General features: G+C 62.7%; 10 protein-coding genes. 6 read left to right on the top strand and 4 right to left on the bottom strand.

The features are described 5' to 3' along the window. Window positions 1-7: 7 nt before the first annotated feature. Window positions 8-982: a glycosyltransferase family 2 protein gene (locus KQ659_RS01010; RefSeq protein ID WP_216690433.1), complete on the bottom strand. Its 975-nt coding sequence runs from the start codon at window positions 980-982 to the stop codon at window positions 8-10. 137 nt (window positions 983-1,119) lie between these two features. Beyond that, window positions 1,120-3,426, bottom strand: coding sequence for a hypothetical protein (locus KQ659_RS01005; RefSeq protein WP_216685575.1), 2,307 nt, complete (start codon window positions 3,424-3,426; stop codon window positions 1,120-1,122). Window positions 3,427-3,682: 256 nt separating this feature from the next. On the opposite strand from KQ659_RS01005, the gene KQ659_RS01000 reads away from it, so the two are divergent. The 4 genes from KQ659_RS01000 to KQ659_RS00985 all read left to right on the top strand — a co-directional run bounded on the left by KQ659_RS01000 (window position 3,683) and on the right by KQ659_RS00985 (window position 7,758). Next, complete coding sequence (locus tag KQ659_RS01000; RefSeq protein ID WP_216690434.1) at window positions 3,683-5,035, top strand: glycoside hydrolase family 16 protein; 1,353 nt, start codon at window positions 3,683-3,685, stop codon at window positions 5,033-5,035. A gap of 208 nt (window positions 5,036-5,243) precedes the next feature. Next, window positions 5,244-5,795, top strand: a complete 552-nt coding sequence (locus tag KQ659_RS00995; protein WP_216690435.1) for a carbohydrate binding domain-containing protein — start codon at window positions 5,244-5,246, stop codon at window positions 5,793-5,795. Then, window positions 5,785-6,342: a hypothetical protein gene (locus KQ659_RS00990; protein WP_216679208.1), complete on the top strand. Its 558-nt coding sequence runs from the start codon at window positions 5,785-5,787 to the stop codon at window positions 6,340-6,342. Before KQ659_RS00995 ends, KQ659_RS00990 begins: the two co-directional genes overlap by 11 nt. Before the next feature lie 45 nt (window positions 6,343-6,387). Further along, window positions 6,388-7,758 carry a hypothetical protein gene (locus KQ659_RS00985; RefSeq protein WP_216679209.1) on the top strand — a complete coding sequence of 457 codons (1,371 nt, stop codon included), beginning with the start codon at window positions 6,388-6,390 and terminating at the stop codon, window positions 7,756-7,758. Between the two features lie 201 nt (window positions 7,759-7,959). Here KQ659_RS00985 and KQ659_RS00980 read toward each other — a convergent pair whose 3' ends face one another. Further along, entirely contained in the window at window positions 7,960-8,685 is a 726-nt protein-coding gene (locus KQ659_RS00980; protein WP_216679210.1) for a glycosyltransferase family 2 protein, read from the bottom strand. A 101-nt stretch (window positions 8,686-8,786) separates the two neighbouring features. Beyond that, window positions 8,787-9,578 (bottom strand): SDR family oxidoreductase, encoded by a 792-nt coding sequence (locus tag KQ659_RS00975; protein WP_216679211.1) that lies wholly within the window; start codon window positions 9,576-9,578, stop codon window positions 8,787-8,789. 124 nt (window positions 9,579-9,702) lie between these two features. Here KQ659_RS00975 and KQ659_RS00970 point away from each other — a divergent pair, with 124 nt between their 5' ends. After that, complete coding sequence (locus tag KQ659_RS00970) at window positions 9,703-11,253, top strand: DUF2079 domain-containing protein (RefSeq protein WP_216679212.1); 1,551 nt, start codon at window positions 9,703-9,705, stop codon at window positions 11,251-11,253. 31 nt (window positions 11,254-11,284) lie between these two features. Then, the gene (locus tag KQ659_RS00965) at window positions 11,285-11,821 is read left to right on the top strand and encodes a 3-hydroxyanthranilate 3,4-dioxygenase (protein WP_216679213.1); all 537 of its coding nucleotides are present in this window, start codon (window positions 11,285-11,287) and stop codon (window positions 11,819-11,821) included. Window positions 11,822-11,891: the final 70 nt, after the last annotated feature.

The raw sequence follows: 11,891 nt of genomic DNA, 5'->3' as shown, positions 1-11,891 counted from the left end.
ACTGCGGCTAGCGCGTGAGTAACGGTTGGGCCGGGGTGCTTTCGAGAGCGGCGGGCGTTTGGTTCGATTCGGCGATGATGTAGAGCGGGCGCTGGCGCACGTTGGCACTAAGGCGAGCCATGTACTCGCCAATAACCCCCACGGCAATGAGCTGCACCCCGCCCAGAAACAGAATGCTCATCATGAGCGAGGCCCAGCCGGGCTCGTAGTCGTGCCGTACCAGGCGGGCATACAGGGTGTAAAGCATGAGCAAAAATGCCACACCCGACACCGTGAACCCCATCACCGTGGCCGCCTTCAGCGGTGCGTCGGAGAAGCTGGTGATGCCGTCGAGGGCGAAGCTGAGCATCTTGCGGTAGGTGTAGCCGGTTTCGCCCCCGGCACGCTCGGCGCGGTCATACTCCACAAAGGTTTGGCGGAAGCCCACCCAGGCAATCTGCCCCCGCAGGAACTTGTGCTGCTCGGGCATCTGGCGCAGGGTGAGCACAATGCGGCGCGAAATGATGCGAAAGTCGCCGGTATCGACGGGAATGGAAACCCGCGTAATTCGCGCCAGCATTCGATAGAAGAGCTTCGCGGTCAGCTTCTTGGCGTAACTCTCGCCCTGGCGCGAGCGGCGCTTGGCATATACCACGTCGTAGCCCTGCTGCAGCTTGGCGTACAGGTCCACGATGAGCTCGGGCGGGTCCTGCAAGTCGGCGTCGATGATGGAGATGGCTTCGCCCCGCGCGTGGTCGAGCCCGGCCGAAACGGCAATCTGGTGGCCAAAATTGCGGCTAAAATCGAAGTAGCGCACCCGCTCGTCCTGCGCGGCCAGGGCTTTCAACATGGTGAGCGACTGGTCGTGCGAGCCATCGTTGACAAAAATCAACTCGTAGCCGCCGGGCAGGCTCATGCCGTCGAGCACGCCTTGCAGGCGGCGGTACAGCTCGGCAATATTGGACTCTTCGTTGTAAATGGGAATAATGACGGATAAGTCCATGCGGGCAAGTTATTGAATAGCAATGGTTCCAAAGTACAGCCGATACCTATCCGGCGCTTTCCGCCGCATCATAGCTGCCGGGCGGGGCCGATGATGCGCAAAAGTATGGTTTCGCCCCGAAAAGCCCGCCCGCGCCCTCAGGGCGTGAGCGGGTAGGTATTTTTGATTAAGCGGCGATGGCTACCGGTGCCAACGTAGTAATAGACATCGGTATTGACGGGCCGGATAAGCAGGTCGTCGGCCAGCAGGTCCCGGTTTTGGTAGATGACTTCGATGCGTACGACCTCCGGCGTCACCCGGAACGGCACAATTATCCGCACCCAGTTGCCCAGCACCTCGGTGGCTTTGCGCCCATCAACCACGGTTGCGGTGGCTTCGCCTTTGGCGTTATAGGCCTTCACCTGCATGTTGCCGTAGCCATAGTCCGACTTCCCGTTCATCCACACCGAGGCTTCGTAGCGGCCGGTATCGGCGGGGGCCGGCACGGGGCCATCATACAGCGTCGAGAAGCCGTCGGCGGCCTGGTAATAGGCCCCCGCCCCGAGCCGCCCCCGCCGGTCGGGCGCCTGGTCGAACGACTGCACCAGCACCCCGGCCGGGGTAGTGGCGCGCAGCCCCCCGGCGCGCACCGGCAGCGTGGGCAGCAGCGAATCGGCCAGGATGCGCGCCCGGGGCAGGGCCGTGGCCGCCAGGGCCGCAATCGGCAGCTCGTAGAGCGAGGCCTCGGGCGTTTCCACCAGCAGGTGGCCCAGCTTGATGAGGCGCTGCTCGGCTTCGGTATAATAGTCGGGGGTGACGAGCAGCAGAATGGGCTTATCGTTGGGGAAGTGGGCCAGCAGCTCTTTGGGAACCATGTCGCTGCTGAACAGCTGAATATGCTGCATGGCCTGGCCCACCGAAGCCCGCGATACGTAGGTGGCCAGCAGGGGCAGGCCGGTGGTGGCCGCCGCCTTATCGCCCTGGTAAATTGAGTTACTGCTTCCGCTCAGGTCAAACTTGTCAGTGCCCATATTGTAATATGGCACCGGCAGAATAGCCTGAAAATCGGAAAGCTGACGCCCTGCCCACGACAGCCGGGAAACCACGCCAGTAGCGGGGTCCAGAAAGGTGCTGGCCCCGGTGCCCACCGTCACCTGGTCGGCCTTGGTGGATACCTGCAGCCAGGCCTCGGTGGCCCAAAACAGCAGCAGCGGCAGCCCCACCCACGCCAGGGCGGGCACGCGCTGGCGGCGCAGGTACCGCCACATGCGGTACAGGCAGTAGGCCGTGTAGGTAGTGGCTACGTAGTAAAAAGGCCAGGCAAAGCGGCCCAGCGAGCGGAACTGCTTCACGGGTCCCGCATGGTCCGTCACCCACGCGAACCACTCCCACTTAAATGGCATACCGAAGGCCAGCAGCAGCAGCAGGCTGGCCGCCCACAGCCCCGTGCGCAGGTGCAGCGGCAGGGCGGGCCGCCACAGCCGCTGCCACTGGCGCCGCCGCACCACGGCCACCAGGCCCAGCACCACCGACACCGCCAGGGTGAGCGTGCTCACCAGCCCGACGTAAGCAAACCCTTCATCGTTGTACTCGTCGCTCGGCCAGTGCGCCTGCCACCAGTCATGCAGCGGCCCTAGCACGGGCGTAAATACCGATTGGGTGTTGGAGATGTACACCGTGAGCCCGTAGGGATTGGGGGGGCGGTCGGCGACGTGGTCGGTGGCCCAGATGTAGCCCCGAAACAGCAGCAGCGGCAGCAGCGCCGCCAGCACCATGCGCCCCAGCCAGGGCCGCATACGGGGCTGCTGCCAGGCCAGCACCGCAATGTGGCCCATCAGAAAAAAGCAGCCGCAGGCCAGAAAATACAGCATCATGCCGCCCATCAGCAGGGTGCCCACCCCAAACAGCACGTACCAGCGCCACTGCCGCGGGGCCTCCTGCATGCGGATGATGCAGTACCAGAGCAGGGGCACGAAGCAGGCGTAGCTGAGCGAGATGTGGCCGTCGAGCCGCAGAATTTGCGGCGACATGAAGCCGATTAGCAAGGCCAGCACTGCCGCGTACAGAACCGGCAGCCGCGTGCGACGCAGAATGGCATACATCACCACCGGTGTGAAGGCGACCGAAACCAGGGGCAGCAAGTTGGTGATGGCCACCGTGTAGCGGCCCGTGGGCACCCCGTGCCGCTGCAAAAAACCCATTATGGTGGCCAGCAGGGGCTGGAGGTTGGGGTAGTTGAAATGCTCGCCGTAGGGGTAGTTCATGCCCGTGAAGCGGTTACCCACATCGTGCATGGTGTAGAAAGCCGTGGCGAAATAGCTTTGCAGCGCATCGCCGCCGTCTTTGAAAAAGTAGTCGTTCGGGTTAACCAGTATCGGCCAGAATAGCACGGCCGTTAGCAGGGCGGCCACCAGGGCCACCCCGGCCATACCCAGCCGGTGCGCGTTGCGGAAAGTTGGACTCATACGGAAAGGAATACGTGGCCGGTAGACCGTCTGGAAACAGCAAAGAATACCTGGCACTTTTCAGCCCGCTTTCAAATGCGGCCTGAATACTCGGTATTTACACGCTTCAAAACTACAGCCCAATCCCCGAGCGCGCATTATTCATCCGGGTTGCGCTTCTACTTTTGCCCGGCGGCGGGCAGCGCGAGCAATGACTTCGGGCGAATCCTCCAGGCACCAGCTCTGCATCGCCTCCTGCTCCTTCCCTGCATTTGCCATGGCGCTGAATTCTATAATCCGAGTTATTATCCTCGTTGTCCTGCTGGGAGCCGGCACCCTCCCCGGCAGGGCCCAGGGCCCGGTGAACTACGCCAACTGGCGCCTGGAATGGGCCGAAGAATTCAATACGCCCATCGATACCGCCAAGCTGGCCGAGCGGTGGCGCTTCTTCTATCCCTGGGGCCACGTCATCAACCCATCGTTTGAGGCGGGCTACTACACCGGCGAGGGCCTGCATACCGGCGACGGCCTGCTCAACATGACCATGCGCGAGCTGGCCGAGCCGCGGCCCTACCGGGGCAAAAACATGCGCTACGATACCCCCATGCTCATGAGCCGGCACCCCGCCGATTCGCTCCTGCCCTACAACTGCAACGCCGGCGAGGGATTCAGCTACGGGCTGTTTGAGGTGCGGCTGCGGCAGCCCCGGCACCGGGAATCATTTCCCGCGTTCTGGCTCTTTGGGGGGGTTCCTGATGAGATTGACATTTTTGAAGCCGCCGCCGACAACTTCAGCAACAATTTTCATCTGGCGGCAAACGAGTACTGGCGGCCGACAAGGCGAACATCGATGGCCTGCCAGTGCGAATACTACAACGTGGACCCCTCCGGCAACCTGCACGACCAGTTTCATACCTACGGCATGAGCTGGATGCCCGACGGGGTTATTTTCTATTACGACGGCATTCCCATCCGCCACGAAACCCGGTACATTCCGACCGGTTGCGGCATGGCCGTTATCCTGAACCTAGGCGTGGTCGACTGGGCCCGGCACGCCACCGATACCATGGCCGTCGATTACATCCGCATCTACCGGCCCCGCCAGCTGCCGCCCGTGCCCGTGGTGCAGCGCCCAGGGGCCGAATACCCGCACAACGAACAGGACTGGATGCCGGCCGAAACGCAGCCCGGCCGGGCCGACCAGGCCACCCGCCAGGACTGGCTACTGGCCCCGGCCCGCCGCGCCCCGCAGCAGCTCACGCTTCAGCTCACGGACAACTATAATCCGACCTGCGATTTGCACATGTCGCTGCCCGTAGCCGGCCGCTGGGCCCCCACCTGGACGCAAACCTATGGCACCCCCGAGCTGCGCGTGCGCATTCCCGCGCCCGACTCGCTGCATTGGACAATGCGTGATGCCTTTGGACAATTTGTTGGCAGTGGCACCAGCCCGGGCGGCAGTACGTGGCGGCCCAGCCTGGCGGCGCTCCCGCCCGGGGCCTACGCCCTGCACCTGCGCCAGGGCGCGGCAGCTACTGTGCAGCCCCTCAACATCATAGGCCGGGCCGTCCATTCGGCGCCCGATAGTGTGTGGCAGAAGCCGGCCATAGTCCCACTGGACACCGAATGAGCTGCCCCGCCAGCGCCGGGGGCGTGGGCCGGCTACTCCCTTTTCTCGACGGTCCGCAACCCGGCATCTGGTGGTAGTTGCCAAATTTACAATTCCTTATTTCCCCGTATTTATTTATGCGGGCTACTAATTCTCGTTCGGCCAAGAGCAGGGTGAGTGGGCTGAATGCTGTAGTTTTGCCCCATTATTCTCCATCCACTTTAATACAATGAGAAAAAATATTCTCAATTCGCTGGTCGTACTGGCCGGTACCAGTCTGCTGTTAGTTTCCTGCTCCAAAGACGAAGACAAGGTAAAGGGCACCCTGGTAACCCACAACGATTTTGAAGCGGTACTGGGCTGGGGCGGCACCACCGACATTAGCGTGAACACCGAAAAGGCCCATTCGGGCAAATATTCGATAAAAACCGGGCCGCAGAACGAGTATGCCTACACCTACTCGCAGACCCTGGGCCAGATGAGCCCGACGAAAATAAAGGAGCTGACCCTCTCGGCCTGGGTTTGGGTGCCCAACGCGCAGGCGTCCAGCACCCTGGTGGTTTCCATCAACCACTCCACCATGGTGAACACGGTAGTATACTACGGTGGCATCGACCTGAGCAAAGACGTGACCAAGTACAAGAGCTGGCAGCACGTGTCGAAGACCTTTACCCTGCCCGATTCGGTGCAGTCGACCAATCACCTGAAATGCTACCTGTGGCGGGCCGGCAACAGCGAAGCAGTCTATGTTGATGATATGACCCTGAGCGTTGGCGAATAAACTTCTCCGAAAAATCGGCCGGCTGGCCGCAGCGGGGCTCCTGTGCTTCGTTGCGGCCTGCTCCGGGTCCGACGCCGGCCATTGGGTGGGCGACTACGTGACGGACAACGACTTTGAGGCCATGCGCGGCTGGCTGCCCGATGCCTCCAGCCTCACCCGCGACCACGCGCACTCCGGGCAGTTTGCCACCTACGTGGGCCCCGAGCGCGAATACGGCCTGACCTTCGACCTGCCCCTGCGCGATGCCAGCGTGCACACGCTCAAGGGCGTGGCCGTGGAAGCCTGGGTTTATCTGCCCACGCCGGAGGCCGCCGCTTCGCTCGAAGTGCAGGTGCCCCTGGCCGGCCCCGACAGCCGCATGGGCTTTGCGGGCAGCATCAAGCTGGCCGACCAGGTGAAGGAAACCGCGAAGTGGACCCGCGTCCGGCAGGAGTTTGCCTTTCCGGCGGGCCTGCCCGGCGATGCGCACCTGCGCATTTTCCTGTGGCGCAATGCTACCCAGGCAACGGCTTACCTTGACGACTTGCGGGTGAAGGCCCTGGAGTAATTGCTGCCGGGCCGGCGCGTTGCGCGGGCCATATCCTTTCTGCTGATGCGTTTTCTTCCAACTTTGGGGGCCGTGGGCCCATTCCGGCGCGCCTGGCTGTGGCAGGCGGGGCTCTACCTCAGCTTCTGGGCCGAGCTGCGCCTGTTCACCGACCTGCGCCTGAACTATGGCCCGTTTCTGAACCCGGTGCTGTTCTACCTGTCCTCGGTGTTCCTGTGCGGGTTTGCGGCCCTCTACTGGCTCGACCGCCCCGTGGCCCCGGCCGATGCGGAGCGCACCAGCCGCCGCTTCCCGCTGGCCTGGATTGGGCTGTTGCTCGGCGCCGTGCAGGTGCTTTATGTGCAGGCCCCGATTATTGCGACGCAGGCCATCGACGTGCGCTCGTCCGACATCATCCCCATCCTGCAGGCCGACGTGAGCCGGTTTCGCGCGGGCGAGGTGGTGTACCGCTACATCACCACCCTGCCGTACCCACTGTTTCCGAACCACTTACCGCTCCAGTGGCTGCCCTACGTACCCGCCGACCAGCTGGGCATCGACTACCGCTGGTGGGCGCTGGGCATTTTGCTGTTGGTGGGGTTTGGCGCTTACCAGGCCACGCTGGCGCGGCAGCCCCTCAGCCTGGTCAATTTCCTGCTCAAGGTGGCCCTGCCAGCCTACGTGCTCTACCGCCTCATCTCCCGCGATGGGCAGCTGTACGCGCACCCCGTCGAGCCCACCATCATTGCCTACTACTGCATTCTGGCGGCCAGCGTGCTGAGCCGGTCGGCGCTGTTGCAGGGGGCCGCCCTGGTGCTGTGCCTGTTATCGCGCTACTCGGTGGTGTTCTGGGTGCCGTTTTATTTGTGGGTGCTGTGGCGTGAGGAGGGCCGCCGCCACGCCCTGTTAGTGGCCGGGCTGGTGCTGGCCGGCATCGTGGGCATTTACGTGGTGCCCTTCCTGAGCAAAGACTGGACGATTTTCACCCACGCGCTGAGCGAATACCGCATTTCGACCCTCGGCGAGTGGGGCCGCACCGACGGGGCCGGGGGCCTGCCGCCGCAGCTCTTCGGCGGCGTGGGCCTGGCCGCGTGGTTCTTCACCTACGGCCCCGATGATTTGAATGCCCGCATCAGCCTTATTCAGGCGGCCGATGCCCTGCTTTCAATAGGAGCGGTGGTGCTGGCAGCCGGGGTTTACTACTACTTCCGCCACCGCTTCGACTACCGCATTTTCGCCCTCATCGCGCTAAAGTTCTACCTGGCCACGTTCTACGCTTTTATCCAGACGCCCTACGCCTACCTGGAGTCGCTGGGCCTGTTCATTTCGGTATTTGTGGTGATGATGACCGGGGCCGGGCTGGCCACGACTACGCCCCGGGCCGATAAGCGCGCGCCGGCGGTCCTGCCGCCGCTGGTGCCCGCCACTGCCGCGTAAGGCCGCCGGGCTTACCCGCTTGGCGTGGTACTTCATAACTCTACTTTGGCAGGTTGTCGGTTGGGTGTAGGGGCGGGGCTTGCCCCCGCCCGTTGTTCGCGCCATTCCGACGGATTTCGTTCAACGATGGGCGGGGACAAGCCCCGCCCCTACACCCAACCGACATATGAAGTACCGAGCCAAGCGGGTAAGCCCGGCGGCCTACTGACCCAGCAGGCCGTATTTAATGATGCAATAGATGGCCCGAAACCCATCGCGCCAGCCAATTTTTTTGCCCTCGGCGTAAGTGCGACCGTAGTAGCTGATGCCGACTTCGTAAATGCGGGTGTCCTTCACCCGGGCCACTTTGGCGGTTACCTCGGGCTCGAAGCCGAACCGGTTTTCGACCAGCACCAGGCCCTGAATGATGTCGCGCCGAAACATCTTGTAGCAGGTTTCCATGTCGGTCAGGTTCAGGTCGGTCATCATGTTCGACATGAAGGTGAGCATCTTGTTGCCGATGCTGTGCCAGAAGAACAGGATGCGGTGCGGGTTGCCGCCCATAAACCGGGAGCCGAATACCACGTCGGCAAAGCCCTTCAATACCGGTCTTATCAACAGATTATATTCCTCGGGGTCATACTCCAGGTCGGCATCCTGAATGATGACGTAGTCGCCGGTAGCCTCGCGGATGCCGGTGTGCAGCGCCGCGCCCTTGCCCTTGTTTTCGGGGTGCTCCAGCAGGCGCAGGCCCATTTCGGGGTAGCGCGCCGCGTAGGCCCGAATGCGCTCGCCGGAAGCATCCGTTGAGCAGTCGTTGACGAGAATAATTTCCTTGCCGATATTATTCACCAGCTTCAGCTCGCGCAGCAAATCCAGAATCTGGTGAATAGTGCGGGCCTCGTTGTAGACCGGAATAACGATGGAAAGCGTATCGAATTTTACCACAGGAAAAAGGTTGGGCACGACAAAGGAGCCGTAAAGCTAGTGGTTCGCTGTTGGTTGCCGAGCTTTTTTTAAGCACCGGACTAACAACTGAAAACGAACACCTATAGCGTGCCCGTGCGGCCCCCATCCACGGGCACGCTGGTGCCGGTGATGTAGCCGGCCGCCGGCGAGGCCAGAAACGCGACAGCCGCCGCTACATCTTCGGCCAGGCCAAAGCGGCGGGCCGGGATGGCTTTCAGCATGTCGGCTTCGATGGCCGCGGTGGTCTGGCCGGTCTGGGCCGTTTTTTTCTCGATGAGGGACGTGTGGCGCTGAGTAAGGGTGGCGCCGGGCAGCACATTGTTCACAGTGATGCCGTGGGGGCCCAGCTCGTTGGCCAGGGTTTTGGCCCAGCTGGCCACCGCCCCGCGAATAGTATTGCTCACGCCCAGGCCAGCCAACGGAATCTTAACCGAGGTGCTCACAATGTTGATAATGCGCCCGAAGCCGGCGGCCCGCATGCCCGGCACCACCGCCTGCGCCAGCAAGTGATTGCAGATAACGTGCTGGTTAAAAGCTATTAGCAGGGCGTCTATCGGGGCATCGAGCAAGGGGCCACCGGCCGGTCCACCCGTGTTGTTCACCAGAATCTGAAAGCCATTGGCGTGTGTGGCCAGGTAGGCCTGCACCACCTCGGCCAAGTGGCTGGGGGCGTCGAAATCGGCTACCAGGTAGTCGTGGGTCTGGCCGGCGGGTATGGGCAGGGCGGCGGCCACTTCGCGCAGCGTGGTTTCGTTGCGGGCCAGCAGCGTGACGGTAGCGCCCTGGGCCGCGAGGGCTTCGGCCACGGCACGGCCGATACCTTGCGTGGAGCCGCCCACCAGGGCGCAGCGGGAGGAGAGAGGAAGGGCCATAGTCTGGGGCTGGGGCTGGGGCAAAGGGGATTGAGATGTTGCTTTGTAGCGGAGCTCGCGCAGGCGGGTTCAACGGGCCTGCAAGCCAGCCGGCGGCTTCCCGCTCATTCTACGCGTTTATTCCATGTTTTTATCGCAAGCAAAGCTACCAAACCGCCGCGTAGCGCTCCTGATAGTGGCCATTTTTGGCGCGGCCTACGGCTCGCTGGCGCTGGTGAATCATTACCTGTTTCGGACTTACGCCTACGACCTGGGCATTTATAACCAGGCCCTGTGGGACTACGCGCACCTGCGCCTGAACACCAACTCGGTGATGCGCTACAACAATTTGCTCGGCGACCATTTCACGCTGGTGCAGCTGCTGTATGCCCCACTATACTACCTGTTTGGCTCCTACACGCTGGTGCTGGTGCAAATTACGCTGGTGCTGGGCGGCGGCTACGGCGCCTACCGGCTGCACCTGCTGCGCACTCAGGGCCGGCAGGCGGGCGCGGCGCTGGGCCTTTTAGTGCTGTTTCTGAGTACCTGGGGCATTTATTCGGCCCTGGCGTTTGATTACCACGACAATGTGCTGGCCGCCATGCTGCTGCCCTGGCTGTTGTATTGGCTCGAAGCCGACCGCCGCGGCCGGGCCACCGGGGTGGCCGTGCTGATGGCGGCCAGCAAGGAAAACATGGCGCTCTGGCTGGTTTTTATTGCCCTGGGGCTGGCCGTGCTGCACTGGCGCGAGCCGGCGCGGCGGCGCTGGGCGCTGGCCGTGGCCGGGGCAACGGCCGTTTATTTCCTGGTCGTGGTCAAGCTCATTATTCCGGGCCTGGGCTCGGGCGATGCTTACCTCTACCAACAGCAGTATGTTGCGGTGGGGCGCTCGGCGGGCGAGGCCCTGAATACGCTGCTTACGCGGCCAAGCTACGTGCTGGGGCTGCTATTCAAAAACCACCTGGCCGACCCCAACGGCGACTACGTGAAGGCCGAGCTGCACATCATGGTATTGCTCTCGGGTGGCCTGGCCCTGCTGCGCCGCCCGGCCTACCTGCTCATGCTGGCCCCCATTTATGGGCAGAAGCTGCTGTCGGGCAATATTGCACACTGGGGCATTAGTGCACAATACTCGGTAGAGTTCGTGCCCGTGCTGCATGCCGCCCTGAGCCACTGGCTGGCCCCGGCCACCCCTCGCCGTGCCAAGTGGCTGGCCATAGGCGCGGCCACGCTGGCCCTTGCCGCCACCATTGTATCGATGCAGGTACGCAAAGCGCACGGGTACGACAAGAGTGCGGCCCAGTTTTTCCGTAGCCGGCACTATCATCGCGAGTTTGATGCCGGAGCGGTACATCGGGCCCTGGCCCTGATACCGGCCAACGCGCGGGTAAGTGCTACCTCGCCTCTGGTGCCCCACCTGGCGGCCCGACCCTACATCTACCAGTTTCCCTACGTGGGCGATGCCGACTACATCGTAGCCTTGCGCCTAGAGTCGACCTACCCGCTCACTGTAGCCGCCCTCGATTCGCAGCTGACCGAATACCAAGGTAGTAGCCGCTGGCGCATGTTGCTGGACCAGCCGCCCCTGCGGATATTGCAGCGTATCCACCCGCTGCCTGTGCCCAATCGGCGTTTTTTCGAGCGTCGGGGTATGGGCGGAAGTGACTCCGCGCGCGGGCCGGGTGCCCGGCAGTAAATTAGCCCCTGCAACTAACCCCACCCCACCCATGATAGCCCGCCCTTTCAACATCCAGCAGTGGATTGATGAACACCGCCATTTGCTGAAGCCCCCGGTGGGCAACATGCAGGTTTTCAAAAGCAACCAGGATTTCATCGTGATGGTGGTGGGCGGCCCCAACGCCCGCAAAGACTACCACGTGGATGCCGGCGAGGAGCTGTTCTGGCAGATTGAGGGCACGATGACCGTGAAAATCATCGAGGACGGCCAGCCGGTCGATATCACCATCGGCCCAGGCGAGATGTTTCTGCTGCCGCCCTACGTGCCCCACTCGCCGCGCCGCCCGGCCGGCACCGTGGGCCTGGTGCTGGAGCGCTACCGCACCGCCGGCGAGCTCGACGGCTTCCAATGGTACTGCGAAAACTGCAGCAACAAACTATATGAGGAATTTGCCGAAATCACCGACATCGTGGCCCAGCTGCCGCCCATCATGAATGCCTTTTGGGCCAACGACGACCTGCGCACCTGCAAGGTGTGCGGCACTTATATGGAGGCGCCCGCACCGGTAGTGCCAGCCGCCGAATAATTGCCGACCGTCATGCTGAGCGCGGTCGAAGCCCCTCTACCGCAACAGTAAATCTGATTACTTGCGCAGT

It is taken from the genome of Hymenobacter siberiensis (assembly GCF_018967865.2).
Classification (GTDB): Bacteria; Bacteroidota; Bacteroidia; order Cytophagales; family Hymenobacteraceae; genus Hymenobacter; species Hymenobacter siberiensis.
The sequence above is the reverse complement of the archived record's forward strand: the minus strand, read 5'-3'. Positions and strand labels throughout refer to the sequence as shown.

What these genes read in the sequence shown, in the direction of transcription:
- KQ659_RS01010 (WP_216690433.1), bottom strand. Translation starts at nt 982, where the DNA reads ATGGACTTATCCGTCATTATTCCCATTTACAACGAAGAGTCCAATATT.
- KQ659_RS01005 (WP_216685575.1), bottom strand. Translation starts at nt 3,426, where the DNA reads ATGAGTCCAACTTTCCGCAACGCGCACCGGCTGGGTATGGCCGGGGTG.
- KQ659_RS01000 (WP_216690434.1), top strand. Translation starts at nt 3,683, where the DNA reads ATGGCGCTGAATTCTATAATCCGAGTTATTATCCTCGTTGTCCTGCTG.
- KQ659_RS00995 (WP_216690435.1), top strand. Translation starts at nt 5,244, where the DNA reads ATGAGAAAAAATATTCTCAATTCGCTGGTCGTACTGGCCGGTACCAGT.
- KQ659_RS00985 (WP_216679209.1), top strand. Translation starts at nt 6,388, where the DNA reads ATGCGTTTTCTTCCAACTTTGGGGGCCGTGGGCCCATTCCGGCGCGCC.
- KQ659_RS00975 (WP_216679211.1), bottom strand. Translation starts at nt 9,578, where the DNA reads ATGGCCCTTCCTCTCTCCTCCCGCTGCGCCCTGGTGGGCGGCTCCACG.
- KQ659_RS00970 (WP_216679212.1), top strand. Translation starts at nt 9,703, where the DNA reads ATGTTTTTATCGCAAGCAAAGCTACCAAACCGCCGCGTAGCGCTCCTG.
- KQ659_RS00965 (WP_216679213.1), top strand. Translation starts at nt 11,285, where the DNA reads ATGATAGCCCGCCCTTTCAACATCCAGCAGTGGATTGATGAACACCGC.